The sequence below is a fragment of the Pseudokordiimonas caeni genome (genome assembly GCF_026719705.1).
In the GTDB taxonomy this organism is placed as follows: domain Bacteria; phylum Pseudomonadota; class Alphaproteobacteria; order Sphingomonadales; family Kordiimonadaceae; genus Gimibacter; species Gimibacter caeni.
The window spans coordinates 1,323,646-1,348,005 of record NZ_JAPPRR010000001.1 but is presented as its reverse complement, the minus strand read 5'-3'; the positions used below and the strand labels follow the sequence as shown (position 1 = coordinate 1,348,005).

The following is a 24,360-nucleotide window of genomic DNA, read 5'->3' as shown; positions in this document are numbered from 1 at the left end:
TTATTTCCATGCGTTTGACCGATCGAGTTCATAGCGACCGTTTTCCGGCCTCCTACTATGCCGCAACCCTGAAGGACAAGGCACCTTTCGCGCGCCTTGAAGGGGAGGTTACAGCCGACGTCTGCATTGTCGGCGGTGGGTTCACCGGTGTGGCGGCGGCCCTACATCTGGCCGAACGCGGAGCATCTGTCGTGCTGCTGGAGCAAAACCTGATCGGCTGGGGCGCCTCGGGCCGCAACGGCGGTCAGGTGATCGGCGGCTACGGGCAGGAAATGACCGACGCGCCGATGATGGAAAAAACCTTTGGCAAGGCTAACGCTCAGGCCGTGTTCGACATGGGTGTCGAATGCGTCGACATCATCAAGGACTGGGTCGCCAAATATAAGATCGATTGCGATCTTGAATGGGGCTATTTCGATGCTGCCATGAAACAGCGCGAGATGGACGAGCTGGCCGAAGGGATGGAAGTCCTGAAAGCCCATGGCTATCCGCATGAACAATATATGGTGAGCGCGGCCGACGTGAAGAAATACATCGGCTCCGACCGCTATGTCGGTGGCCGGGTCAATATGGGCTGGGGGCAGGTGCATCCCCTGAACCTTGTGCGCGGTGAGGCGCGGGCGGCCGAAAAGCTTGGTGCGCGTATCTTTGAAGGGGCCGAAGTCACCCACATCGCCTATGGCGACAAGCCGGTTGTCACGGCGACAGGCGGCAAGGTCGTGTGCGATCATGTGATCCTCGGGGGCAATGCCTATATGGGCGAGCTGGTGCCGTCGCTGGCGGCGCGCTGCCTGCCGACCGGCAGCTATATCCTGGCAACCGAGCGGCTATCGGAAGATCTGGCCAAGAAACTGATGCCGGCGCGCTTCGCTGCCTGCGACCAGCGCTGGGCGCTCGATTATTTCCGGATGAGCCCGGACCGGCGCATCCTTTTCGGTGGCCGCGCCAACTATTCCGGCCTGCATCCGCATGACCTCGAGCAATCGATCCGTCCGGCGATGGAAAAGGTGTTCCCGGAGCTGAAAGACATCCGCGTCGAGTATTCGTGGGGTGGGTATCTGGGGATCGGCCTCAACCGTATCCCGCAGGTTGGCAAGCTCGACAAGAATATCTGGTACGCGCAGGCCTATTCGGGCCACGGCGTGGCGCCGACGCATATGTCGGCCAAGATCATTGCCGAAGCCATCGGCGGGGACCCGAAACGGTTTGACATCATGGCCTCGGTGAAGCATTTGCCGTTCCCCGGCGGGCGCATGTTCAAGCATCCGCTGCAGGCAATCGGTATGGCATGGTATCGTTTCAGGGACTGGGCATTCTAGGCGGGACAATCCGGGGGGATGATGAACGCAGGTGAGACAGAGACGATCGTGAGGGCAGGCGGGCCAGACAAGGCCCGGCTGGCGGCTCTGTTGAAGCGCGGCTATCAGGCGTTCGCATCCCGCAAGCTGGGTGAGGCGGGTGCCGCCGCCCGTGAAGTGCTCACCCACGCGCCGCGTCTCAAGGAAGCGCATTTTCTCGTCGGCCTCATCGCATCTGAAAGCCGGGATACGGCAACGGCGGTCAGGGCTTTCAAATCGGTCGTCGGGCTTGACGAGCGTGATGCGGCGGGCTGGGCGCAGCTCGCCCGGCTTTATGCCATGCTCGGCCAGTATGGAAACTCTGAGACCGCGCTTGAGCGCGCTGTGGCACTGTCGCCCGGCATGCCCATCGTGATGGATACGATCGGCGGGGTGTTCAGCGCGCTTGGTGATCAGGCTGAGGCGCTTCGCTGGTTCGACAAGGCGGCCGCGAAAGAACCCGGTCATCCGCAATTTGCCTTCAATCGTGCCAATGCACTTCTGTTCCTTGGCCGATTTGACGAGGCACGGGCGGCGCTTGATATCGTGCTGAAAGCGCATCCCGACATGCCCCGCGCCCACTGGATGGTTGCTGGCCTCTCCAAGGCGAAGGACCGCAAGCATATCGCGGAGATGGCTGAATATCTGGGCTCGCGCGGTTATACGCCGCTGTCCCAGAGCTTCCTTCTTTATGCCACTGGCAAGGAACTGGAAGACCTTGAAGACTGGGACGCCGCATTCGAAGCCTTCGAGGCCGGTGCCGCCGCCAAACGCGCTGCAACGGATTATGACGAAGCGGCAGAAGTACAGCTGTTTGCGGCGCTCAAATCAGCATTCACCGCTGAGTGGCTCGCCGCACAGAAGGGCAAGGCGCCTGCAGCAGACGCGCCGATCTTTATCGTCGGCCAGCCTCGCACCGGTACCACGCTCGTGGAGCGGATCATTGCGGCGCACGGCGATGTTGAGGCTGCGGGCGAGCTGCAGCAGTTTGCCATGTCCATGAAGCGGCTTTCCGGCCTTTCAACCCCGCTGCCGATGAGCGCTGAGGTCTTGGAAGCAGTTGCCGCGATGGACGCTGCTCTTGTCGGCCATGCCTATATCGAGGCAACGAAGCCGGTACGCGGCACGCGGCCGCATTTCATCGACAAAATGCCGGTGAACTATCTTTACGCACCGCTCATCGCCGCGGCGCTGCCAAAAGCGAAGATCGTGCATGTGCGGCGCGACCCGATGGACAGCTGCTTCGCGAGCTACAAGCAGCTTTTTGCCGAAGCCTATCCTCATTCCTACAATCAGCGCGAAATGGCCCGGCACCATGCCCGGTACCTGAAGCTGATGGAAGACTGGCGTGCCCTTATGGGCGGCCGGCTGATCGAGATCGAATACGAAAAACTGGTGACGGATACGGAGGCGGAAACCCGCCGTCTGATTGCAGCCCTCGGCCTTGCGTGGGATGACGCATGCCTCGACTTTTTCAACAATGACGGCGCCGTGACGACGGCGAGCGCGGCGCAGGTGCGGGAACCCGCCCATACGCGTTCGGTCGGCCGCTGGCGCCGCTATGAAGACAAGCTTTCCGCGATGCGGAATGAACTGCTGGCCCAAGGTGTTGCCGTCTGACAACCCCTTGCCCAAAAACGGTGTCCGCTTGGCATTTGTGCCTTGAACGGCCACCACGATTGCGTTTGAGTCTGGAAAAATGTGCAAATCGAATTGTCAGGGAGAAACAGAATGGCAGTCACGACAAAGAAAAAGCGGCCTTGGCTGACGACCGGTGCGTCGTTCGCGGCGCTGCTGGCTGGTGCCGGGCAGGCTTTTGCCCAGGAATCGGGCGACAACAACGGGATGGTGATCGAGGAAATCCTCGTTGAAGCCCAGAAACGCGCTGAATCGGTGCAGGATGTACCGCTCGCCGTTGCAGCCTTCGACGCGGCTTTCCAGAAGCGCGTCAATCTGGACGACGTGAAGGACCTGGTGAAGTTCACCCCGGGCTTTGCGGGCGACAGCAAGGACAGCTTCATCGACTATATCAACATCCGCGGTATCTCGACGAACGACTTCGGCGTCGGCGGCGACCCGTCGGTCGGCTTCTTCAAGAACGGCCTCTACCAAGGCCGGAACGGCGTGGTCGTGACCTCGATGTTCGATATGGAACGCGCCGAAGTGCTGCGCGGGCCGCAGGGCTTCCTGTTTGGCCGGAACGCCATTTCGGGCGCTGTCAGCCTTTATACCAACAAGCCCAAATACGACCAGACGTCCGGCTATATGGAAATGGGTGTCGGCCAGCGTGGCATTCTTGAAGGCGAGGCCGCCTTCAACTATGGCATCAATGACAAGGTCGCCGTGCGTCTTGCCGCTTATCACAGCGAAGAAGACGGCTATGTCGACAACCAGTTCGACCCGGAAGCCCGCAAGCAGGTTTGGCATAACAAGGATGCGCTGCGGGCGAGTGTCGGCGTGCGCGGCGAAAGCTGGGACAGCACCTTCATCCTCGAGTATGAAGATCGCGAGCAAAGCGGCTCGGTTTACCGCGCCAACAACGCGCTCGGCATCCTCGATGCACTTGAAGACGTGCTTGAAGGCCCCGTGACCCCGCGCGGCGATATCCGCGATGTGGATGCCGACCAAGGCCTTGGCAACTATGATATCGGCGAGGTTCTCTCGCTTGAGGCGCACATCAATTTCGACCTAGGGTTCGCAAGCCTGCAGTCAATCACCGGCTACAAGGATCATGACTATGATTATGCCGAAGACTTCGACGGCGCGCCGTTCCGCTACAACGACTACGCCCAGACCCAGTCGGGCGACTATTTCGAGCAGGAACTGCGCCTTGTAGGCCAGACCGAAGGCCCACTGTCGTGGTACGGCGGTGTTTCCTATTATAAGGAAAAGCTCGACGTCCTGTTCCGCAACGCCCTTGGTGAAGATGTCCTTTGCGGCGTCTATTACGGCATGACCTGTCAGGAAATGTCGCAATATTACTATGGCGAGGACTATGAATATAACCCCGAAGGCCAGGTTGAAGCCAACATGGTCGACGGTGAATATTCGGGTTGGGGTGCCTATTTCGAGGCGACCTACGAGTTCAGCGAGAAGTTTGATGTCGGTGCAGGTATCCGCTACACCAAGGATACGAAAGACTTTGGCATCAACGTGCTGCCGGTCGAAACCGGCCTCGGGCCCTACTGGATGTTCGGCCTGACGACCGATGGCTTCGTCTACGACAGCAAATCGTGGGACAAGTTCACCCCGCGCTTTATCGCACGCTACCGCCCGAATGACGACTGGATGATCTATGCCAGCCTCACCAAAGGCTACAAGTCGGGCGGCTTTGGCTCGTTTGCCGTGAACCTGAACCCGACGGACGAATTCCCGGATGGTGTTGACGAAAACCTCGTCGCAACGCCTGGTGCCACGCCGAACTCGTTCGATCCCGAGCAGGTGACCTCCTATGAGGTTGGCTTCAAGGGCGACCTTTTCGACAGTCGTGTCCGCCTCAATGGTAACGTCTATCACTATCGCTACACGGACTTGCAGCTGAACTTCTTCGATGCAGGTACCAAGATCGTGAACGTGGGCAAGGTGAAGGCTTGGGGCGCGGAAGCCACTGTACAGGCAATCCTCAGCGAAAACCTCGATATGTTCGTCTCGGGTTCCTACAACACCAACGAAGTGACCGGCGCGGTTTACACCTATCCGGACGGCACCGAAGTGGTGATCGGGCCTGATGGCTCGCGCCTGCCGGGTTCGCCCAAATGGACGCTCGCCGGCGTGCTGGCCTACCACCAGCCGATTGGTGATGCGGGCGAAATCACGGGGTCGGTCGATTTCCGCACGCAAAGCAAGACCTACGGCGGCCTCGACAATACGCCGTCCGGCGTCAACGGCGGCTGGACGGACGTGGCAGCCCGACTTGGCTGGACCAGCAACGAAGGCTGGTCGGTCACGGCCTATATGGAAAACGTGTTCAACGCCAAATATTTCGATGGTACCAGCGAAGGCTCGGCCGATGGGCTGTTCCCGGCGCACGGCTTCGGCATCAGCCGCCCGCGCACCGTGGGTGTGAAGCTGACCATCAATTTCGGCGAAGAATGATATAGCCTTACGGGCGGGGCGGCTGCGGCCGCCCCGGACCCACAAAAATCAGAGTCCAGAGGCGACGGACGAAGAGCCGTTTTCGCCAAAGCATCAGGTGTTTCATGACCTCCTCCAATCCGCTTCGGAACGATGAACTGCAGGCCTACTGGATGCCGTTCACGCCCAACAAGGCCTTCAAGGCCAAACCGCGCCTTCTGGAAAGCGCTGCGGGCCTCTATTTCACCACGGACGATGGCCGTCAGGTGATTGACGGCTCGTCTGGCCTCTGGTGTTCGGCGCTTGGGCACGGCCATCCGAAGGTTACCGAAGCGATCCGCGAACAGGCGGGCAAGCTTGACTATTCCACGGCTTTCGGCTTTGGCCACCGGCCTGCGTTCGAGCTCGCCAATGTGGTGGCGGACGTGATGCCGGGCTCGCTGGACCATGTTTTCTTCACGAACTCGGGTTCTGAATCGGTCGATACCGCGCTCAAGATCGCCATTGCCTACCACCGCCTGCGGGGCGACGCTTCGCGCACCCGCCTGATCGGCCGCTTCAACGGCTATCACGGCGTGGGCTTCGGCGGCATTTCGGTCGGTGGCATGGTCAACAACCGCAAATTCTTCGGCTCGTTGCTGCCGGGTGTGGACCATATGCCGTTCCCCTATGATCCAGCCACCATGGCCTTCACGAACGGCCAGCCCGAAACGGGTGCAGCTTACGCCGACGAGCTCGAAAATCTCGTGAAGCTGCATGACGCATCCACAATCGCAGCCGTGATCGTGGAGCCGGTTGTGGGTTCGGCCGGCGTGTTCGTCCCGCCGGTGGGCTACCTGGAACGCCTGCGCGAGATCACGGCAAAGCATGGCATTCTGCTGATTTTCGACGAGGTGATCACGGCCTTCGGACGGCTCGGCTACGCGAGTGCGGCCGAGCGTTTCAAGGTGGAGCCCGACATCATCACCACCGCCAAGGCGATCAACAATGGCACGGTGCCGATGGGCGCCGTGATCGTTCAGAAGCGCATCTACGACACCTTCATGGATGAAACGAAGGGTGGGGTCGAGCTGTTCCACGGCTATACCTATTCGGCGCATCCGCTCGCGGTTGCGGCTGCCCTTGCCACCCAGAAGGTCTTCAAGGAAGAGGGCGTTTACGAGAATGTCCGTACCCTTGAGCCGCACTTCGGCGCGGCTGCGCACAGCCTGAAGGCCTCGAAGCATGTGACCGATATCCGCAACCTCGGCTTCATGAGCGCCTTCACCATCGCCCACCGCGACGGTGTGCCGGGTGCACGAGCAAACGATGTGTTCCTGAAAGCCTTCGAAATGGGCCTGAAGGTGCGCCTCTCGGGCGATCATATCGCCATTGCGCCGCCGCTTGTTTCCGACAAGGCGCATATCGACCGCATCTTCAACCTGTTCGCCGAGACGCTTGCAGCGGTGGACTGACCGAAGGGGCGGGAGATGATCCGCCAGAAAATAAAGAAAACTATACCGAACAACCAGCTGGGACGCCTCATCGTAGGCGTCCTTCTGGTCATTGGCGGCCTCCTCGGATTCCTGCCGGTTCTCGGTTTCTGGATGATCCCTCTTGGCCTCGTGATCCTTTCCGTGGATTATCCCGCCGTGCGCCGGTTCCGCCGCCGCATGGAAGTCAGGCTTTTGCGCTGGTGGCACAAGCATCGCCCGCGCCGGAAAAAGGATAAATAAGACCATGACACTCGCGATCAGCTACGAGGATATTGTTGCCGCTGCCGGGCGGATCAGGGGGATCGCGGTCCGCACCCCGCTTCTTGAAAATCTTGCCCTCAATGAACGCCTTGGCGGGCGTGTTTTCATCAAGCCCGAATGCCTGCAGCACGCCGGTGCCTTCAAGTTTCGTGGTGCCTATAACCGTATTTCACAGCTGACGGACGCGGAAAAGAAGCGCGGTGTTGTGGCCTTCTCAAGCGGCAACCATGCGCAGGGCGTGGCGCTTGCTGCGCGCATGCTGGGCGTGAAGGCGACCATCGTGATGCCGCAGGACGCGCCAGAGATCAAGGTGCGGAACACGAAGGGGTACGGTGCAATTGTCAGGCTGTTTGATCGGTACAGTGAAAGCCGTGAAGCGATCGCTGCCGAAATCAGCGAGAAGGAAGGCGCCATCGTCGTGCCGTCCTTCAACGACCCCTATATCATGGCCGGGCAGGGCACTATCGGGCTTGAGATCGCGGAAGACCTGAAGGCGATCGGCGTTGTCCCCGACCAGATCCTCACCGGCTGCGGCGGCGGTGGCCTCGCTTCGGGGCTCTATACCGTGCTCGGGCGCGAATTTCCGGAGGCTGCCCGCTATGTGGTCGAACCCGCGACCTATGACGACACCAAGCGTTCTCTGGAAAGCGGTGAGCGCCAGCATGCCGATATCTCGGTGAAGTCGATCTGCGACGCGCTCCTTTCGGAGGCGCCGGGGCCGCTGACCTTCGCGGTCCTGCAGGCTTTCGGCGTGAAGGGGCTGACAGTGTCCGACCGTGAGGCGGCGGATGCCGTGGCTTATGCGGCGGAGACACTGAAACTGACGACCGAACCCGGCGGTGTCGTGTCGCTTGCCGCCCTTCTGGACGGACGCGTCGAGACCAAGGGGCGGACCAGCGTGATCGTGCTTTCGGGTGGCAATATCGACCCGAAACTTCTGTCAGCCTGCCTCGGCGGCACTGCGGTTTGAGACTTGGCCCGACTGTCACAATCGGTTATAGAGCAAAAAAACAACGGGCTGCGGCCTCGCATACTTTGGGAGATGATCATGTCGATGGACGTTAAAGAACAGGAAACCACCTACAATGGCTTCATCAAGGTAGCCGTTCGTTCGACCGTCGCGATTGTCGCGGTCCTCGTGCTGATGAAGATTTTCCTCGCCTGAGGAATTCAGATACCCGGTATGAGAAAAGGCGGCCGATCTGGCCGCCTTTTTCTTTGTCTCAATGCCGCTGGCTTTCCTTGATGCGGTAGCGATCACCGAGATATTCGCCGAACATGTCGGGCACATCGGGGTGATCAACCGGCTCGCCGCTGTCGTCCGGCACCAGGTTCTGTTGCGAAACATAGGCTTCGTACGACTGCTCGCCATTTTCCGCGAGCAGGTGGTAGAACGGCTGGCCTTTCTCGGGCCGGATTTCGGCCGGGATCGATTCCCACCATTCTTCCGTGTTGGCGAATTCCGGGTCCACATCAAAGATCACGCCACGGAACGGAAACACGCGATGCTTCACGACCTGACCGATCGTGAAAAGCGCGTTCCGGGTGATGGGCGGGTTCGTTGTCATGGTCCTCGTTACTCCTTCTGCGCCGTGAGATAGGTGCGCGCGAGCCGAATGTCAACCATCGGCCCTTGTCACCAAATCGTCATCTAACTGTCACGATTTCGTCCGGCGAGCCCCGTTAGGATGGCTGAAATATATGAATCACAGAAGAAGAAATGAAAGACCAAGGGACGATGTACTATTCCCCGATCGATATTGAAGGCATCCGCCGGATTGCCCAGTTGGAGCTTTCCCGCCGCCAGTTTGGCAGCCGCGAGGAAGCCATGACCTATCTCCATGGCCATCTTGGCGCTTACGACCTTGAAGGCGAAGCGATTGCCGATGGCCTTGACGCCCATTTTGCAGCCCCCGCGTCGACGCGCTGACCCCCCGATAGCGCTCCGCACAAAAAGCCCCGCAAGCATCAATGCCTGCGGGGCTTTCCTCAATTGGCGAAGGGCGAAAGCTGACGCTCTCAGATCTCGGGTGTCAGCAGCTTGTGCAGGTGCACGACCACATAGCGGGTCATGGCGTCGTCTACATTGGCCTGGCTGACGCTGCGCCATGCGCTTTCGGCTTCCTGGTAGGAGCCGAAGATGCCGACGATCTCGAGCTTGCTCAAATCGGTGAAATCAAGCGTCTGCGGGTCCGAAACCGGACCGCCGAAGACGAGGTGAAGAAGTTGCTTGTCAGACATGGGCTATGTCCCTAATGAAAATGATTGTGGAGCGCGGCGCCTGTGTACCAAATCCATTGTGGCGCGGCATCAATTTTTTTCAAGCAGGCAAGAACATGAGCAACGCACAAGGTCAGGAACGGGTCTCCAGTAATCTCCTTATTTCGATCATCGGGCGCGACCGGGTCGGTGTTGTTTCGGCTGTGTCGAGCTATCTTTTCGAGATCGGTGCAAACCTTGCCGACAGCGCCTATGCGGTGCTGGGGCAGGGCTTCGAATTCAGCTGTGTGGCTGAATTTGCCACTCTTACCACCCCGGAAGAGGTGCAGGAAGGGCTGGCAGCGCTCGAACTGTTGGAGGGTGCGCGGATCGCGGTCACGAGCTTCCCCTTCAACCTCACCCGCGACGACAGTGGGACCATCACCCACGTGATCGAAGTGAAAGGCGGCGACAGGCCGGGCCTTGTGGCGCGTATCAGCGAAGTTCTTGTCGACTATGATGCCAATATCGTCAGGATGAACAGTCGCCGGATCGAAACCGAAGCAGGTTTCGATTACAGGACACGATTTGCGGTGAATGTGCCGGCATCCCGGGCGACAGCGCTTGAAAGCGCGCTTTACAACACAGCGGGCAGCTTGCGGCTATTGTGTGTGATGGAGCCCGTATCCGCCGCGACCGTGGCCGCGACGGAATAGGAAAGATTGCTCAGTTGCCGACAGGCGCGGCGGAAGCCGTGCTGTAGGTAGCCTTGAGTTCGGCAATCAGGCCGTCCAGCCCGATTTCAGCGATACGCGCCGAGAATTGCTCACGGTTGGTGATCAGCAGATTGATGCCTTCGACTTCCAGATTGACGATCTGGAAGTTGCCATCCTTCTTGCGGACCCGCCAGTCGGCAAGGATCGGCGCGCCTTCCGAACGGTCGACCTTGGTGCGGACAAACAGATGGCCGCCCTTGCCGGAAGCCGGCGTGGTCCCGACGATTTCCACATCCTTGAAGCCGATCTGCTGCATGCGCTTGTCGAATTCACCGATGATATAGTCGGTCATCGCCACCATATAGGCCGAGCGCTGGTCTGGCGTAGCGCTGCGGTAATGGCGGCCGAGCATGCCTTTTGCCAAGAGGTCTATATCGGCAGCTTTCTGGAAAATCTTGCGGAAGGCGGTGGTGCGATCAGCGTCCGAGAGCGTTGCATCGCTCCAGACAGCCTTGGTGTCGTCAGCCACGGATTCGATGAATGCCACGGCCCCTTGGGGATCGGCCACAGCGGTATCCTGGGCATGGGCCGTGCCCGCGCCCAGAATGAAAAGCGTACAAACAGCCGCAAGGGCCTGTTTGTAAAGTCGTTCAAGCATTTGTTTTTCCTCGCATCGACGGTTAGCCGGTTCTTATTAGCGCGCCGACTATAACCGCTTATTATTCTTTTGTCGCCTGTTCGAGATAGGCGATCACGTCCGCGCGGTCCTGTTCTTTCTTCAGGCCGGGGAAGATCATCTTGTTCTTGGGGATGAAGCCCTTGGGGTCAGTCAGATACTGGTCGAGCGTATCAGCGCTCCAAACAACATCGGCTTCGGCCATGGCCGGCGAATATTTATAGCCTTCCGAGGTGCCTGCCTTGCGGCCGAAAACGCCGGCAAGCGACGGGCCCATCTTCAGGCGTTCGGCTGCGGTCAGCGTGTGGCAGGCCTTGCAACGGTTGAAAATCATCTTGCCCTTGGCCGGGTCACCTGCGGCTTGTGCGCTGGCGCTGAGCGCCGAGGCGGCAATAAGGGTGGCGACAGTCGCATTGATGAGGGATTTCAGCATGGGATCAAATCCTTGAAGTCATTTGCCCCGCACTGGGGGCGGTCTGGCGGATGGCTGGCGGAATTCCGTCTGCCGAACATGAAAAAGGCGGCCATGGACCGCCATTTTCAACTTTCATGATGAACCGGCGCTGAACCGGACGCAACCCCGGCGCGGCGAATTGCCGCGCCGGGGTCCGATCATTTCCCTGTGAAGGGCTTGATTTCGCCGGCTTTGAGCCGCGCCAGATAGTCGGCCAGCATCGCCTTCACTTCACGGCGCATGATGAACACGCCAACAAGGTTCGGGAAGCCGAGGGCGAGCAGCATGGCATCGGCAAAATCCATCACGGCGGTCAGCTGCATGGCCGAGCCGACAACGATGGCGGCCAGATACATGACCTTGTAGACATGGACCGTGTTGCCCTTGTTGCCGCCGGTCAGGAAGTGGAGCGCCCGTTCACCGTAGTAATAGTAGGTGATGGTGGTCGAGAAGGCGAAGAGCGGCACAGCGATCGTCAGTACATAACGGAAGCCGTCAATGAAGCTGTCGAAAGCCGCGGACGTCAGCGCGATCCCGTCAAGCCCGGCGCCATGGATGTGCATGTCTGTGATGATGATCACGAGTGCGGTCATGGTGCAGATGATGACGGTATCCACAAAGGGCTCAAGAAGGGCAACAAGGCCTTCGGCAACCGGTTCTTTCGTCTTGGCTGCGGCGTGGGCGATCGAGGCAGTGCCAAGGCCAGCTTCGTTCGAGAAGGTGGCGCGGCGGAGACCCATATACATCACGCCTAGGATACCGCCGGCAACGCCGTCACCGGTGAAGGCACCTTTGAAGATGGCGACGAATGCATCCGGCAGATGCTCGATATTGGCGCCGATAATGAAAAGGGCGGCGATCACATAGATCCCCGCCATGATGGGTACCAGAAATTCGGTGACGCGGGTAATGCCGCGAATACCGCCGACGATCACAAGCGCGAGGCCTGCCGCATAGATGATGCCGAAGATCCACGGGCGGCCGAAGAAGATGCTTTCCACGCCGCCGGTCAGGTCTGCCGCCACGTTCGCAAGCTGGGCGGTTGCCTGGTTTGCCTGGAACATGTTGCCGGCACCGAAGGCGCCGCCGATGCAGATCATGGCGAAAATCACGGCGACCACACGGCCTGCCTTGGGCCAGTTGCGGGCAGCGAGGCCTTTCGACAGATAATGCATGGGGCCACCGGCCACCACGCCGTTTTCGTCGATCTGGCGGTATTTGTGGCCGAGGGTCACTTCCACAAACTTGCTGGTCATGCCGAAGAGGCCGGCAAGGATCATCCAGAAGGTGGCACCGGGCCCGCCAAGCGTGATGGCAAGCGCCACGCCGGCAATGTTGCCAAGGCCGACGGTTGCGGAAAGGGCTGCTGTCAGGGCCTGAAAGTGGGTAACTTCACCAGGGTCCGCCGGGTTGTCATACCGACCGGAAACGATCCGGAGCGACTGGGCAAAACCGCGAAAGTTGATGAAGCCCATATAGAAGGTGAAGAAAATGCCGCCCGAGAGCAGCCACACGATGAGGAAGGGAACGTCCGGTGCGCCGTCGATGAAAGCGCTCAGCGGGATTTTGAAGAAGATGATCTCGTTGGCAACGAAATCGGTAATCGGCGAGATCGCGTCATTGACGGTCTGCGAGAAGGTTCGTTCTGCTGCTTCCTGCGCGAAAGCCGCTTGGCTCAGGCCCACAAGGGCGCCAATAGCAGCCAGCAATCGAATGATCATGTGTCTGATTTTCCCCGTACCATGAGCCGTCAGTTTGTGAGTGCCCATGAAGATTGTTCTTGGGACAGATACGCTGTCCGGTTAAAATTGCTGGCACGATAGCCGGTATGTCCGGGCGGCTCAACGGAAAGATGGCACATTTCTGCCATATTTGATGAAGGAGTTGCCGACCGGCCGGGAAGAGGGTGATATCCTTGCGCTGGGCCGCGATTAACGCCCGGTTAAACAGTTTCGCCTAGCTTGCAGGTGACGGACCGGTTATCCGGTATATGTCAGGCAGATAGAACGGGAAAAGCACGGTGGCAGATAACAAAACCTTGTCCAGCGCGGATGTCGCAAAGCTTCTGCAGGATCCGAATACCGACAACCGTGCCGATGCGGCAGCCAAGGTGGCGGCGACCTTCAGTTCGTCGGCGCTGTCTGAAGGCGAGCGCGCGATTGCCGAAGACATCTTCCGCGTGATGCTGAAGGATGCAGCCGTGCGTGTTCGCGCCGCGCTTTCCGAAAGCCTCAAGGAAAACCCCGATGTGCCACATGATGTGGCTGCGACGCTCGCCCGCGATGTGGACGAGGTGGCGCTGCCCTTCATCGAAAGCTCGTCGGTGCTGACGGACGAAGACCTCCTGGCCATTGTTCAGTCGTCGGGCGAGGGCGCACAGAAAGCTGTTGCAAGCCGTGCCACTGTGTCGGCAACCGTTGCTGACGCACTGGCCCGCACTGACAACGAGAATGTTGTGGCAACCCTTGTTGCCAACGAAGGCGCCCAGATTTCGGAAGCGACTTACGGCCATGTGATCGACAAGTTTGGTGCGAACGAAAAGATCAATGCGCCGCTTGCTCAGCGCGGCGAACTGCCGATCGGCGTGGCCGAGCGTCTGGTGACGCTGGTTTCCGAAAAGCTGCGCGAACATATCATGTCGCACCACGAGATTTCAGCCTCGATGGCGAGCGACCTCCTTCTGGAAAGCCGCGAGAAGGCGACCGTTTCGCTTCTTGAAGGCGGCCAGCAGGCGCAGAATGTGCTGCAGCTTGTCGATCAGCTTTACAAGAACAAGCGCCTGACCTCGACCCTTATCCTGCGGGCGCTGTTCATGGGCGACACTACCTTCTTCGAGGCCGCCCTTGCCCGCATCGTCGGCATTCCCGCAGCCAACGCCTATCAACTTGTGCACGACAAGGGCGACATGGGCCTGAAGCGTCTGTTTGAAGCCGCCAAGATGCCGATCCAGTTCCTGCCCGTTGCGCGCGCTGCGCTCGAGGTGGCGGACGAGATGGTCACCACCGGTGGCGATGACCGCGAACGTTTCAAGCAATTGATGATCGAGCGCGTGCTGACGGCTGTCGAGGACAGCTGGGACACCGAGAATCTCGATTACCTGATTGGCAAGTTGCACAAGATCGAATCGCCGACCGGTGCTGTCGCCTGATCGGCAATGCTGTTTCGATTGAGGAAGGCGCCCGGTGTGGCGCCTTTTTCATTTCAGCGGGCCGGCACCAGCCACAGTGCGATTTCGGGCCATAGGATGATGGCCCCAAGCCCCAGTATCTGTAGCAATACGAACGGCAGGATGCCGCGATAGATGTCGGTGAGTGCTACCCCCGCCGGTGCTGCCCCTTTCAGATAGAAAAGCGCGAAGCCGAAGGGCGGGGTCAGGAAGCTTGTCTGCAGATTGACCGCCATCAGGATGGCAAACCAGACGGAAACGAGCCCTGCCGGTACATGGCTGCCGAAATCGAGCCCTGCGATGACGGGTGCGAAAACCGGCAGGATGATCAGCGTGATCTCGATCCAGTCGAAAAAGAAGCCGAGGAAGAAAACGGCAAGCATCAGAACGGCAATCAAGTGCCATGGTCCGGCGCCGGTGGCTTCTAGTGCGGAGAGGATCAGATGATGCCCCTCGAGAAGCGCGAAGACATAGGAAAAGGCGGTGGCGCCGACAAACAGGCCGAAAAGCATGGCAGAGGTGAGGGCGGTTTCCTCCACCACTTCCCTGAGCGTGGGGAAGGAAAGACGGCCTTTAAACAGGGCAAGGAGCAGAGCGCCGAACGCGCCGATGCCGCTGGCTTCAGTCGGGGTGGCAAATCCTGCGAAGATGGCACCCAGGACGGCGAGCATGAGGCCGAGCGGCGGCAGCAGGCAGCGGGTGACCTCAGCCACTGTGATGGGTACGGCATCGCTGTCTCCGAGTGAGGGGGCAAGCGACGGATTGAGCCAGGTGCGCACGAGGATATAAAGTGCGTAAAGCGCTGCTAGCAGGAGTCCCGGCCCGACTGCCGCCATGAACAGGCCGCCGGCGGAGACCGACAGAAGATCGGCCATCACCACAAGCATGATCGAGGGCGGCAGGAGGATGCCAAGCGTGCCCGAGGCCGCAATCGTGCCGGTGGCGAGGGGGCGGTTGTAGCCATGTTCCAGCATCACCGGTAAGGCAAGCAGTGTCATCATCACCACACTTGCCCCGATGATGCCGGTGGTGGCCGCGAGGATGGTGCCGAGAAGCGTCACCGAAAGCGCCAGTCCACCTGGAATGCGCCGTGTCAGGCGTTGCAGCATGGTCAGAAGATCCCGGGCTACCCCGCTTTTCTCCAGCATCTGCCCCATGAAGATGAACATCGGAACAGCCACCAGCAGGGGCTTGTCCACCACGCCGCCGAAGATGCGGGAGACGACGAGAAAGAAGCTCTGCCCGTTCTCAAGGCCCAGCACCACTGCGATGCCCCAGAAGGCGAGGCCCACGCCGCCAAGCACGAAGGCAACCGGGAATCCGGTGAACAACAGCGGCACGAGGGCCGCGAACATCAGAAGGGCGAGATATTCAGCCATCAGCCGGCGCCTCCCTTCCGCAGCGTCAGGATAGCGCGGCAGGCGCGGGCGATGGCGGAGAGCCCCAGAAGTGCGAAGCCGAAAACAAGGATTGCCTTGATGATCCAGCGCCACGGCAGGCCGGTGGCAGAGGCCGAACCTTCATTGAAGGCGAAGCTGTAGGCCAGATAATCGCTGCCGAACCACAGGATGGCGGCCACATAGGGGATCAGCAGCAAGGTGATGCCTGCAAGCTCGATGATCGCACGCGCCCGCAGGGAAAGCCGCTCGCTGACGAGTTCGATCCGCACATGGGCGTTGCGGCTATAGGCCCATGCCATAGTTAACAGGAACAGGGCCCCGTGCAGGTGCCATTCCAGTTCCTGCAGCTTGGTGGATCCGATGACGAACCAGTGCCGCAGGGTCACGTCAGCAACGATGACCCCCATCAGGGCGAGCAGGAGCCAGGCTGCACTCCGTCCGAAGAAGGCGACGATCCGCTCCAGTTCCCCCGCCAGCCGTTCAAGCCCCCTCATGGCCGCGTCAGTCTTTCAGGTAGCCGCGATCTGCCCATTCCTTGTAGGCAGCGCGGAAACTGGTCATGGAGGCCCAGACCTCGGCAAATTCAGGGTCATTTGCCACCATGTCAGCCGCCACCTTTTCCCATGCAGCCTTCAGACCGGCGAGCACTTCGGGCGACCATGTGTGCAGGGTGACGCCGGCATCGGCGATGCGTTTGAGCGCCGCTGCCTGCAGGGCTTCGCCTTCCGAAAGGCCGTAGCGGATGTTGGCGGAGCAGGCGGCTTCAATCTGGGTCTGTTCCGTCTTTGTAAGGCTGTTCCATGTGTCCAGATTGATGATCAGTTCAAAGAAGGTGGATTGCTGGTGCCAGCCGGGGAAATAATAATGCTGGGCGATTTCCTGAAGGCCCATCTTCTCGTCCACGGCTGGCACCGAATATTCGGTGCCGTCGATGGTGCCAAGCTCCAGCGCCTGATAGATCTCGCCGCCCGCCAGCAGTTGCGGTGACGCGCCGACTTCCTCCAGCACCTTGCCGCCAAGGCCGAAGAAGCGGATCTTCTTACCCTTGAAATCATCCAGCGTACGGATTTCATCCTTGAACCAGCCGGATGCTTCAGGCGGGCTCATGCCACAGATGATGCCGTGGATATTGTGCTGGTGGTAAATTTTCTCGAACAAGGGCCGCCCGCCGCCATAGTCGAACCAGGCAAGATACTCAGGCGCCGAAGGCCCGAAGGGAACGGAGGAGAACAACTGCAGCGCCGGCACCTTTCCGGCCCAGTAACCGCTTGTGGACCAGCCGGCCTCAATGGCGCCGTAGCTGACGGCATCGAAGGTTTCAAACGGCGGGGCCAGCACGCCGGGCTCGAAGAAGCGGATATCAATGGCGCCGCCGGACACAGCCGCCACCTCGCTCGTGATCCTTTTGCCCATGGTGCCAAGGATGAGGAGCGTTGAGGGATAAGTGCTGGACATGCGCCAGCTGATCTGGCGCGCCGGGGCGGCTTCTTCCGTTTTTGCAGTTTCGGGCGCTTTGCCGCAGGCAGGCAGCATCAGGGCGAGCGACAGGGCAGCAGCAAGGGCAGGGCGCATGGGCGTCAACCGAACTTCTTGAGCGACTGGCCGAGGAGGAGATAAAGCCTGCCCATCTCGGACGAGATCAGCGACACCGACATGGCGCTGCCACGGTCGCCCGGCATCACGCGTTCCATCAGGCTTTCGAAATCGCGGCAGAAGCGCGAGACGGCTTCCTTGAACTCGCGGTCCTTGGCGAAACGGTCGGCAATGGCGCTCCGCGCAGCGCGGTCCCCCATCTTGATGGTGCGGCGCATGAAGATGGACCGGTCGCCGCCCAGATAAGCCTCCCAAACATCGTCCGGCACGTCATGGGCCAGCGCCTTGTGGATATCGATCGACAGCGACTGCAGGCTTTCGATAAGGAGCTGGGCGGTTCGGGCGAATTCGTTCTTGGTGGCCTCGCCGATACGGCTGTCGATCTCGGCAGTCTTGGCACCGAATTCGGCGGCGATCTTCGCCATCTTCTCGGCTTCCCGGCCCATGCGCATGGCGAGAAGGGCGCTTTCCTTCTCGGCCTGCGTGGCGGTTGCCTGATAGTCGTCCAGCACCTTGGCGAGTGTCGCCTGCATGTCGGATTGCAGATAGGTGATCTTTTCGCTGGCGTGGCGGCCAATTTCCTCGATGCTGGCGGTCAGTTCGCGGTTCGTATCCTCAACCGCATCGCGGAGGCGCAGGCGCGCGGTTTCGCTTTCGTCCTTCAGCGTCTGGCCTGCTTCCTCGATCCGGCTTGTCATGGCGTCGGTGTCTTCAACCAGACGTCCGGCCTCGCGGCCAAGCTGGCCGGAGGCATCGTTGATGCGCGCGACAATGCCCTCGACTTCCTCGCGGATACGGGCGCGTTCACCCGAGAAGGCGGTTGCAGCAGTGCCCAGCGCCTTGCTCGACTGCGCCAGTTCGTTACGGATGCTGTTCGCCTCGGTGCCGAGCGCTTCGGCGGCTTCCATCAGCTTGTTGTGCGTGGCGGTGCCAAGGCTGCCCAGATGCTCGGTTGCCTTGCCCATGTCATCGGCCTGCGCGACAAGGTCGGCGCGGATATCCTGGGCGGCTTCGCGCAGGGCTTCGCTGCGGCTGGCGAAGCGTTCGGTGGCGTCGATCACGCGCGCTGCGGCTTCGTCGGATACGGTGGCGAGGGTGTCGCGCTGTGCGAGCAGGTCGGCCTCCAGTCGCACCAGTTTCTGGCGGGTGTCATTGAGGGCGGCGGCAAGCGCCTCGCTCTGTTCGCTCATGCCCGCATGCACTTCCGAGAGGCTTTCGCCGGTGGCTCGGGCGTTTTCAACAAGTGTTTTCGACTGGTCGCCGATCTCTTCCACCACTTCGCCAAGCGCCCGGCCTGCTGCAGCACCCGTGGAGGCAAGCTCGGCCATCTGGTCCTCGACGTTCGCGCGCATCTGGCGGATATGCTGCAGCGTGCGCGCGGCGGTCTCCTCGGCGGCTGCCACGGCCATGCGGCTTTGTTCGGTGATGCCGGCTGCGGTTTCTTCAAGTGTTGCGCGGGCACGGGCGAGGCCTTCATCCAGAAGCCGGTCAAGCTCGGCACTGCTGGTGCGCACGGCTTCGCTTGTCGCTTCGGTCTGTGCCATGGTGCGGGCATGAAGCTCGGCACTGGTGGCGAGCGCTTCCTGGCAGTGGGCATCAAGCGCCTTGTTCGCTTCATCAAGCATGCCACGCGCACGTTCCACGGTCTCCACGATATGCGCGGACATGGATGTGGCGTGGGCTGAATATTCGGCACCGATTTCGCTGGTACGGGCCAGGGCGGCTTCGGCGGTGCGCTGCACTTCCTCGACATGCGCCTTGAGCGTCGATTCGATTCGTTCCGATTCGGAGGCGGCTTCGCAGGCAAGGTCGCGCAGGGCGGTTGCCTGATCGGACATGCGGCCGCCGATATCGTTTGCCCGACCTTCGATGGTGCCGAGTGTGTCGTCCAGCCGGACCATATGATCGCCGAGATTGCCGGTAACGGCATCCAGCCGACCTTCAATGGAGGCGGCATCGTTTGCAATCCGGTCGGCCTGTGTCTCGATATCCTGCTGCACGCGGGCGAGGCGTGCCTCAAAGGCTTCGCCAGCGCCGCCAAGGGCACCAAGGCTGCGGGTTACCGAGGCCTCGCTTTCGGCGATGACGGCGCGGGTGTCGTCGGTGGCCGCACCGATCTTTGTGCCCATGTCCGAAACGCGGCTTTCAAGGGCCGCGAGCCTGTCTTCGAGGGCGGCAGTCAGTGTGTTGATCTCGGCGCGTTCGCGGGTCAGGGAATCGCGGATTGAAACGGTGCGGGCTTCGGCATCTGCAGTCGCTGAAAAGATTGCTGCGATCTGCTCCTGGAACCGGCCTTCAAGATGCCCCAGCCGGTCGGCGGCCAGATCGGCGACAGCATCGATGCTGGAAAGTTCCTTCTTCAGCTTCTGGTTCAGTTCAACCAGTCGCCGTTCCGCCATTTCAACGGGGGCCAATGCCTGATCGAGTGTTCGGGACATATCCAGCCGGTGCTCAATGAGCGGGTCGGTACGCTGGAAGGCGAGGGCAATGAGCCAGATCAGCGCGAGCGGCGTGATGGCACCGGCAAGGTAGGACGCGATGGTCGCAACAGTCAGCGAGTCGAATGTGCCAAGCTGGCCGGATACCCCGAGATAAGCGCAGGCCCCGATCCACAGTAGCGAGACAAACGTGGCGCCGACCACCGGCCAGTAACGGCGCGAAAGCGGACGCCTTTCAGCGCGCCGGTCGCCTTCCGGTTCTTGCTCTTTCGCGGATTTCGAGAGTTCCAGTTCGGCTTTCATCACTTTGCCTTGATCGTCACGCCCTTGTGCCTGGTGGGCAGGGCTGTCCCCACTCCCCCTAGACTTTCGTATTTCCGGGGCGAGGTCAATTGCCTGAACCCTATGCATGGCGAATATCCGTGGCTATAGTATGGCCTTCCATGGAAAGGACTTTTGGGGAACGACCGTGGGGCTGACAAAAGGGGCTGAAACAGAAACCATCTCCCGCCGCCCGACAGCGGTGCAGGCGGCTTACCTGAAGCGCGGCCTTGGTGAGCCGGGCGGCAAGCTGCCGCTTTTCGATGGTGGCGGGCTGCGGGTGAAAGATGCCACTGTTAAAGCCTGCCTGCGCGAAGGCTGGTGCGAACCCTGGTACAGGAACCCGATCAAGCCGGACTGGCTTGTGTGCAAGCTGACCGATGCAGGCCGCCGTGCCGTGTCGGATATGGGAAGGAAAAGCCGCACGTGACGACAGCGCGCAGCAATTGGGATGAAAGCGTGATCCTGGACAGGGCACATCTCGCGGGCTTCACCGGCGGAGATGAGGATCTTGAAGCCGAAATCCTCGGGATTTTCGTCGCGAACGCGCCAAACTATCTCGAAACGCTAAAGGCGGCCCCGCTGGCCGACTGGAAAGCCCATGCCCACAAGCTGAAAGGGGCAGCGCGGGGTATCGGTGCATGGCGGCTGGCGGTGGAAGCAGAGCGCGCGGAAACCGAGATGCCGGAGCGGAGCGATGCCGACCGCGCCGCCTGCCTGTCGGAACTCGCCGCACGTCTTGATGCGCTGCTTGCCGAAATTCGCGCCGTTGTGGCGGCCTGATGCCGGTTTGACCCTGACGTGACGATTGACCACGAACAGGGTTAAGGATTAGATGACATTAAAATTATGCTGCAGCATACAAGATTGAATTTCAGGGCGGATTCATGAGCAATTACGATTTCGACAGGGTGAGCGTGCTTCTGGTGGACGACAGTCCTTTCATTCGCTCGCTCATTGCCAATTCGCTCAAGGTGCTTGGGGTTGGCAATGTTTACGCGGTGGAACATGGTGGTGACGCCATCACTTTCCTGCAACGGGTGAAGAACGAGCCGATGAAGGTCGGCTGCCAGCAGATCGATATCATCGTCTCCAACTGGGATATGCATCCGATCGACGGCATGATGTTCCTGCGCTGGGTGCGCCGCCACAAGGATAGCCCGGATCGTTTCGTGCCGTTTGTGATGATCACAAGCTATACCGAGCCCGACAGGGTGATGCAGGCGCGTGAAATGGGCGTGACTGAAATGCTCGCCAAGCCATTTACAGTGAAAAGTGTCGGCGAAAAGCTGGTGTCGATCATCGAACGGCCCCGCCAGTTCGTGCACACGAAGGATTATTTCGGCCCGGACAGGCGTCGGCAGGCGATCCAGATGCCCGACGGCCGTGACCGCCGGGTACTGACCGACAAGAGTGAAGGCGTGGAGATTATCCGTGGCTAATGGCAAACCCGTTATTGTGCGTTTCTACCGCTTCAAGAATCGGCTGAAGGAAAAGACGGCTGGTCTCAATCCTACCGGCAAGGTGACGCTTTCGGCAGAAGCCATGGAGGAAGCCGAAAAGGCGCTTTCCAAAATGTCGGAAGACTATCCGGACTGGGTGTCGGGTCTTGTCGGCAAGATGCAGGAACAGCATGGGCGCTGCGTTGATACGCCCGAAAGCCGCAAGGAATGTTTCGAGGAAATCGCCCGTATCGCCCACGATATGAAGGGGCAGGGCGGCACCTTCGGCTATCCGCTGATCACTGCCTTTTCGGACTCGCTTTATGGTTTCACCCAGATCAAGGGCGATATTGAAGATGCGGTCGTGGAGCTGGTGAAAGCCCATATCGATGCGATGCGTGCCGTGATCCGCGGCCGGGTCGCCGGTTCAGGCGGCGATATCGGCAAAAGCCTGACCGAGGGCCTGAACGAGGCCATTGCCAAATATTCGGTCTGAGGCATCGCGGCCCCGGACAAACGAAAACCCCCGCCGGACAATCTGGCGGGGGTTTTGTGTTTCAGGCGGGTTCAGCGCTTGACCTTCAGGTCCAGCGCATGCCGCATCAGATGGAAGACCGCATTCTGCTCCATCGTGCCGCTCGCCAGATAGGCGCGCGGGCCGGTGGCGAACAGGGCAACATCCTCGCCGCCGTGGGTTTCGCTTCTGGTGTGAACCAGCGATTGCTGGCGGAAGTTCGGGTCCAGCACCTGTTCCTGTGTCAGTACCGGACGGTCGCCGTTCACTGCCCCCGGGCCGTTCTGGTAGCCAAGCGTTGTATAGGGACGACCTTCCTCGTCAAGGTCCGGTTCGCCGTGGAACTGGGCGAGGCCGAAGATCGGGTTACCGCGCGAGGGATAGCCCGCCATGGTGAAAACATGGCTATGGTCGGCGGTCACCAGGATCAGCGTATCTTTCAGGTCCACCAGTTCGCTCGCGCGCTTCACAGCGGCCGACAAGGCAACCACGTCGTGCAGGGCGCGGTAGGCATTGCCGCCATGGTGGGCATGGTCGATCCGCGCACCTTCCACCATCAGATAATAGCCCTTCTTGTTGGTTGAAAGCTGACGGATTGCTGCTTCGGTCATGTCAGCGAGGCTCGGTTCCGTTGTGCGATCAGCCTCGAAATTCATGTCGCTGTCGTTGAAGAAACCAAGAAGATGTTTGGTTTTCTTCGGGTCGACGGACTTCAGTTCCTCAAGGCTTGTCACATAGCGGGCATCGGCACGATCCTTCACCCATTCCGCGGTGAGATCCCGGCCATCGAGGCGCTTGCCACCCTTGGCTTCAGGCACATAATTGCGGCGCCCGCCGCCGAGGGCCACTTCAAGCCCGTCGCCGCCAAGGTCACCGACCATCTGCACGGCGATATCGGGGCAGCCGTTGGCCTTGGCTTCATCAGGCAGGTTTGCGTCCGCTTCCCAGTCGCGCTCGGCGGCATGGGCATAAACGGCTGCCGGTGTGGCGTGGCTGAGGCGTGTCGTAGTCACAATACCGGTCGAAAGCCCAGCTTCTTCCGCATACATGGCAAGCGTTTTGGGCGCACCGTCAAGCGAGCCCTTGCAGACACCGACTTCCTGGCCGGGCAGGGTGTTGATCGCACCAATGCGGGTCTTGATACCGGTGTTGAGGGCCGAGGCAGTGCCGGCGGAATCAGGCACCTGTGCGTCCACATTGTAGGTTTTCACAAGCGCCGTGTAGGGAAACTTTTCGAAGCTCAGCTTGTTTTCCTCGCCCGGCTCGCCGCGCATCTGGCCTTCAAGGATACGGCCTGCCGTGATGGTGGAAATGCCCATGCCGTCGCCGACAAAGAGGATCACATTCTTGGCACGGCCCTTGTTGACGGGTGCTGCCGCGCGTTCGGCAATCGCGTCGGCGCCTGCCTTGAACCATTCCTCGGCCGTGCCGTCGCCCTTTGGCGAGTCTGCCGCTACTGCAGCACTGCTCATGGCAAGGAGTGCGACTCCGGCCAGCCAGTTTCTCGATTTTGGCATTCTGTTCTCCCTTTGCCACAAATTCAGGCGCCCAGCATAAATCCTTCGATTGAAGGTTTAGCGACAAGTCGCAGGCGATGAACGGTTCGTCGCCTGCGATGGTCGGATGCGGCCCTGGCTTGATAGCGTGACCCTACCGCCCGGCAGTGGCGGCTTCAAGAAGCGAGGAGAAACGAAATGAATAAACTGATCATCAAAGGGGCGCTCGCGGCAGCGCTCGTGTCCGGGGCCTTTGGCACGAATGCCATGGCAACCGACAAGGCGGCTCTCAAAGGCTGGGCCGGCGGTGCGGCCGAGGCAGTCGATGACGTGATGGTTTACCCGGCCCGCGCGATCCGCGATAATCTGAGCGGTGCGGCGGTCATGCGGGTCACCATCAACCGCGACGGCGAGGTGGTGGATACCGGCTTTATCAAGAAGTCGCGCCAGTCGGTGTTCAATGCAGCGGCAAAGCGGGTGGCGAAACGCGCCGACTTTCCGGCGATTCCGGCGAGCTACGCTGGTGACGAGATGAGCTTTGCCCTGAAGCTTGAATATGCGCTTGTCTCGTCTTACGGCGAACTCCGTATGCGTGAACGTCAGGGCACGGTGACCGGCGAAGAACTGGCAGACGCTGCCCCGGCGGGTGCGCGCGCCAGCATCCAGATCCTGGATACGGCTGTCGGCCGCTGATCAAACTCCAATCCATTTGGAAAGGGCCGCTTGATGCGGCCCTTTTGCTTTTCGGCCTTGGCGCAGGGATAAGCGGGCGCTAAGCTTGCCAAAGCGGGTGATCGC

The 24,360-nt window shown here is 60.4% G+C and carries 25 protein-coding genes; 15 read left to right on the top strand and 10 right to left on the bottom strand.

The window, feature by feature from the left end; genetic code table 11:
• Positions 1-2: 2 nt before the first annotated feature.
• The 7 genes from OU694_RS06190 (at position 3) to OU694_RS06160 (ending at position 8,312) form a co-directional block, all read left to right on the top strand.
• Positions 3-1,319, top strand: coding sequence for an NAD(P)/FAD-dependent oxidoreductase (locus OU694_RS06190; RefSeq protein ID WP_373460265.1), 1,317 nt, complete (start codon positions 3-5; stop codon positions 1,317-1,319).
• Positions 1,320-1,337: 18 nt separating this feature from the next.
• Complete coding sequence (locus tag OU694_RS06185; RefSeq protein ID WP_308910107.1) at positions 1,338-2,957, top strand: tetratricopeptide repeat-containing sulfotransferase family protein; 1,620 nt, start codon at positions 1,338-1,340, stop codon at positions 2,955-2,957.
• A gap of 111 nt (positions 2,958-3,068) precedes the next feature.
• On the top strand, positions 3,069-5,432 hold the full coding sequence (locus OU694_RS06180) for a TonB-dependent receptor (protein ID WP_308910106.1): 2,364 nt from the start codon (positions 3,069-3,071) through the stop codon (positions 5,430-5,432).
• Between the two features lie 104 nt (positions 5,433-5,536).
• Positions 5,537-6,865: an omega-aminotransferase AptA gene (gene aptA, locus OU694_RS06175; RefSeq protein WP_308910105.1), complete on the top strand. Its 1,329-nt coding sequence runs from the start codon at positions 5,537-5,539 to the stop codon at positions 6,863-6,865.
• 15 nt (positions 6,866-6,880) lie between these two features.
• Positions 6,881-7,126 (top strand): PGPGW domain-containing protein, encoded by a 246-nt coding sequence (locus OU694_RS06170; RefSeq protein ID WP_308910104.1) that lies wholly within the window; start codon positions 6,881-6,883, stop codon positions 7,124-7,126.
• A 4-nt stretch (positions 7,127-7,130) separates the two neighbouring features.
• Positions 7,131-8,117 (top strand): threonine ammonia-lyase, encoded by a 987-nt coding sequence (locus OU694_RS06165; RefSeq protein WP_308910103.1) that lies wholly within the window; start codon positions 7,131-7,133, stop codon positions 8,115-8,117.
• A 78-nt stretch (positions 8,118-8,195) separates the two neighbouring features.
• Positions 8,196-8,312 carry an aa3-type cytochrome c oxidase subunit IV gene (locus OU694_RS06160; protein WP_289502606.1) on the top strand — a complete coding sequence of 39 codons (117 nt, stop codon included), beginning with the start codon at positions 8,196-8,198 and terminating at the stop codon, positions 8,310-8,312.
• Positions 8,313-8,370: 58 nt separating this feature from the next.
• Here the strand turns inward: OU694_RS06160 and hspQ are convergent, their stop codons facing one another.
• Positions 8,371-8,715, bottom strand: coding sequence for a heat shock protein HspQ (gene hspQ, locus OU694_RS06155; RefSeq protein WP_289502605.1), 345 nt, complete (start codon positions 8,713-8,715; stop codon positions 8,371-8,373).
• 152 nt (positions 8,716-8,867) lie between these two features.
• Between hspQ and OU694_RS06150 the strand changes: the two genes are divergently transcribed.
• Positions 8,868-9,077, top strand: a complete 210-nt coding sequence (locus OU694_RS06150; RefSeq protein ID WP_308910102.1) for a hypothetical protein — start codon at positions 8,868-8,870, stop codon at positions 9,075-9,077.
• Between the two features lie 89 nt (positions 9,078-9,166).
• Here the strand turns inward: OU694_RS06150 and OU694_RS06145 are convergent, their stop codons facing one another.
• A complete protein-coding gene (locus OU694_RS06145) occupies positions 9,167-9,388 on the bottom strand; it encodes a DUF4170 domain-containing protein (RefSeq protein ID WP_308910101.1) in 222 nt (73 codons plus the stop codon).
• 95 nt (positions 9,389-9,483) lie between these two features.
• Here OU694_RS06145 and OU694_RS06140 point away from each other — a divergent pair, with 95 nt between their 5' ends.
• The gene (locus OU694_RS06140) at positions 9,484-10,062 is read left to right on the top strand and encodes a glycine cleavage system transcriptional repressor (protein WP_308910100.1); all 579 of its coding nucleotides are present in this window, start codon (positions 9,484-9,486) and stop codon (positions 10,060-10,062) included.
• 10 nt (positions 10,063-10,072) lie between these two features.
• Here the strand turns inward: OU694_RS06140 and OU694_RS06135 are convergent, their stop codons facing one another.
• From OU694_RS06135 to OU694_RS06125, 3 genes are all read right to left on the bottom strand, one after another.
• On the bottom strand, positions 10,073-10,720 hold the full coding sequence (locus OU694_RS06135) for an MlaC/ttg2D family ABC transporter substrate-binding protein (protein ID WP_308910099.1): 648 nt from the start codon (positions 10,718-10,720) through the stop codon (positions 10,073-10,075).
• Positions 10,721-10,781: 61 nt separating this feature from the next.
• A complete protein-coding gene (locus OU694_RS06130; RefSeq protein ID WP_308910098.1) occupies positions 10,782-11,171 on the bottom strand; it encodes a c-type cytochrome in 390 nt (129 codons plus the stop codon).
• A 179-nt stretch (positions 11,172-11,350) separates the two neighbouring features.
• Positions 11,351-12,913 (bottom strand): alanine/glycine:cation symporter family protein, encoded by a 1,563-nt coding sequence (locus OU694_RS06125; RefSeq protein ID WP_308910097.1) that lies wholly within the window; start codon positions 12,911-12,913, stop codon positions 11,351-11,353.
• Positions 12,914-13,212: 299 nt separating this feature from the next.
• On the opposite strand from OU694_RS06125, the gene spbR reads away from it, so the two are divergent.
• Positions 13,213-14,340 (top strand): SpbR family protein, encoded by a 1,128-nt coding sequence (gene spbR / locus OU694_RS06120; protein WP_308910096.1) that lies wholly within the window; start codon positions 13,213-13,215, stop codon positions 14,338-14,340.
• A gap of 53 nt (positions 14,341-14,393) precedes the next feature.
• Here the strand turns inward: spbR and OU694_RS06115 are convergent, their stop codons facing one another.
• From OU694_RS06115 to OU694_RS06100, 4 genes are read right to left on the bottom strand one after another with little or no spacing between them, the layout of a single operon-like run.
• Positions 14,394-15,737 carry a TRAP transporter large permease gene (locus tag OU694_RS06115; protein ID WP_308910095.1) on the bottom strand — a complete coding sequence of 448 codons (1,344 nt, stop codon included), beginning with the start codon at positions 15,735-15,737 and terminating at the stop codon, positions 14,394-14,396.
• Complete coding sequence (locus tag OU694_RS06110) at positions 15,737-16,252, bottom strand: TRAP transporter small permease subunit (RefSeq protein WP_308910094.1); 516 nt, start codon at positions 16,250-16,252, stop codon at positions 15,737-15,739. Before OU694_RS06110 ends, OU694_RS06115 begins: the two co-directional genes overlap by 1 nt.
• Positions 16,253-16,259: 7 nt before the next feature.
• The gene (locus OU694_RS06105) at positions 16,260-17,330 is read right to left on the bottom strand and encodes a TRAP transporter substrate-binding protein (RefSeq protein ID WP_308910601.1); all 1,071 of its coding nucleotides are present in this window, start codon (positions 17,328-17,330) and stop codon (positions 16,260-16,262) included.
• Between the two features lie 5 nt (positions 17,331-17,335).
• Positions 17,336-20,092, bottom strand: a complete 2,757-nt coding sequence (locus tag OU694_RS06100) for a coiled-coil domain-containing protein (protein ID WP_308910093.1) — start codon at positions 20,090-20,092, stop codon at positions 17,336-17,338.
• Between the two features lie 166 nt (positions 20,093-20,258).
• Between OU694_RS06100 and OU694_RS06095 the strand changes: the two genes are divergently transcribed.
• From OU694_RS06095 to OU694_RS06080, 4 genes are all read left to right on the top strand, one after another.
• Positions 20,259-20,540: a hypothetical protein gene (locus OU694_RS06095; protein ID WP_308910092.1), complete on the top strand. Its 282-nt coding sequence runs from the start codon at positions 20,259-20,261 to the stop codon at positions 20,538-20,540.
• Entirely contained in the window at positions 20,537-20,893 is a 357-nt protein-coding gene (locus tag OU694_RS06090; RefSeq protein ID WP_308910091.1) for an Hpt domain-containing protein, read from the top strand. Before OU694_RS06095 ends, OU694_RS06090 begins: the two co-directional genes overlap by 4 nt.
• Before the next feature lie 104 nt (positions 20,894-20,997).
• Positions 20,998-21,552: a response regulator gene (locus OU694_RS06085; RefSeq protein ID WP_289502592.1), complete on the top strand. Its 555-nt coding sequence runs from the start codon at positions 20,998-21,000 to the stop codon at positions 21,550-21,552.
• A complete protein-coding gene (locus OU694_RS06080) occupies positions 21,545-22,048 on the top strand; it encodes an Hpt domain-containing protein (RefSeq protein WP_308910090.1) in 504 nt (167 codons plus the stop codon). Before OU694_RS06085 ends, OU694_RS06080 begins: the two co-directional genes overlap by 8 nt.
• 71 nt (positions 22,049-22,119) lie before the next feature.
• On the opposite strand, the gene OU694_RS06075 is transcribed toward OU694_RS06080, so the two are convergent.
• Positions 22,120-23,583 carry an alkaline phosphatase family protein gene (locus tag OU694_RS06075; RefSeq protein ID WP_308910089.1) on the bottom strand — a complete coding sequence of 488 codons (1,464 nt, stop codon included), beginning with the start codon at positions 23,581-23,583 and terminating at the stop codon, positions 22,120-22,122.
• Between the two features lie 177 nt (positions 23,584-23,760).
• On the opposite strand from OU694_RS06075, the gene OU694_RS06070 reads away from it, so the two are divergent.
• Positions 23,761-24,255: an energy transducer TonB gene (locus OU694_RS06070; protein WP_308910088.1), complete on the top strand. Its 495-nt coding sequence runs from the start codon at positions 23,761-23,763 to the stop codon at positions 24,253-24,255.
• Positions 24,256-24,360: the final 105 nt, after the last annotated feature.

Bases quoted from the DNA above. Each gene is read 5' to 3' on its own strand.
- OU694_RS06105 (WP_308910601.1), bottom strand. From the start codon at position 17,330: ATGCGCCCTGCCCTTGCTGCTGCCCTGTCGCTCGCCCTGATGCTGCCT.
- OU694_RS06160 (WP_289502606.1), top strand. From the start codon at position 8,196: ATGTCGATGGACGTTAAAGAACAGGAAACCACCTACAATGGCTTCATC.
- OU694_RS06150 (WP_308910102.1), top strand. From the start codon at position 8,868: ATGAAAGACCAAGGGACGATGTACTATTCCCCGATCGATATTGAAGGC.
- aptA (WP_308910105.1), top strand. From the start codon at position 5,537: ATGACCTCCTCCAATCCGCTTCGGAACGATGAACTGCAGGCCTACTGG.
- OU694_RS06115 (WP_308910095.1), bottom strand. From the start codon at position 15,737: ATGGCTGAATATCTCGCCCTTCTGATGTTCGCGGCCCTCGTGCCGCTG.
- OU694_RS06085 (WP_289502592.1), top strand. From the start codon at position 20,998: ATGAGCAATTACGATTTCGACAGGGTGAGCGTGCTTCTGGTGGACGAC.
- hspQ (WP_289502605.1), bottom strand. From the start codon at position 8,715: ATGACAACGAACCCGCCCATCACCCGGAACGCGCTTTTCACGATCGGT.
- OU694_RS06075 (WP_308910089.1), bottom strand. From the start codon at position 23,583: ATGCCAAAATCGAGAAACTGGCTGGCCGGAGTCGCACTCCTTGCCATG.
- OU694_RS06135 (WP_308910099.1), bottom strand. From the start codon at position 10,720: ATGCTTGAACGACTTTACAAACAGGCCCTTGCGGCTGTTTGTACGCTT.
- OU694_RS06130 (WP_308910098.1), bottom strand. From the start codon at position 11,171: ATGCTGAAATCCCTCATCAATGCGACTGTCGCCACCCTTATTGCCGCC.
- OU694_RS06125 (WP_308910097.1), bottom strand. From the start codon at position 12,913: ATGATCATTCGATTGCTGGCTGCTATTGGCGCCCTTGTGGGCCTGAGC.
- OU694_RS06070 (WP_308910088.1), top strand. From the start codon at position 23,761: ATGAATAAACTGATCATCAAAGGGGCGCTCGCGGCAGCGCTCGTGTCC.
- OU694_RS06140 (WP_308910100.1), top strand. From the start codon at position 9,484: ATGAGCAACGCACAAGGTCAGGAACGGGTCTCCAGTAATCTCCTTATT.
- OU694_RS06100 (WP_308910093.1), bottom strand. From the start codon at position 20,092: ATGAAAGCCGAACTGGAACTCTCGAAATCCGCGAAAGAGCAAGAACCG.
- OU694_RS06185 (WP_308910107.1), top strand. From the start codon at position 1,338: ATGATGAACGCAGGTGAGACAGAGACGATCGTGAGGGCAGGCGGGCCA.
- OU694_RS06145 (WP_308910101.1), bottom strand. From the start codon at position 9,388: ATGTCTGACAAGCAACTTCTTCACCTCGTCTTCGGCGGTCCGGTTTCG.
- OU694_RS06180 (WP_308910106.1), top strand. From the start codon at position 3,069: ATGGCAGTCACGACAAAGAAAAAGCGGCCTTGGCTGACGACCGGTGCG.
- OU694_RS06110 (WP_308910094.1), bottom strand. From the start codon at position 16,252: ATGAGGGGGCTTGAACGGCTGGCGGGGGAACTGGAGCGGATCGTCGCC.
- OU694_RS06165 (WP_308910103.1), top strand. From the start codon at position 7,131: ATGACACTCGCGATCAGCTACGAGGATATTGTTGCCGCTGCCGGGCGG.
- OU694_RS06170 (WP_308910104.1), top strand. From the start codon at position 6,881: ATGATCCGCCAGAAAATAAAGAAAACTATACCGAACAACCAGCTGGGA.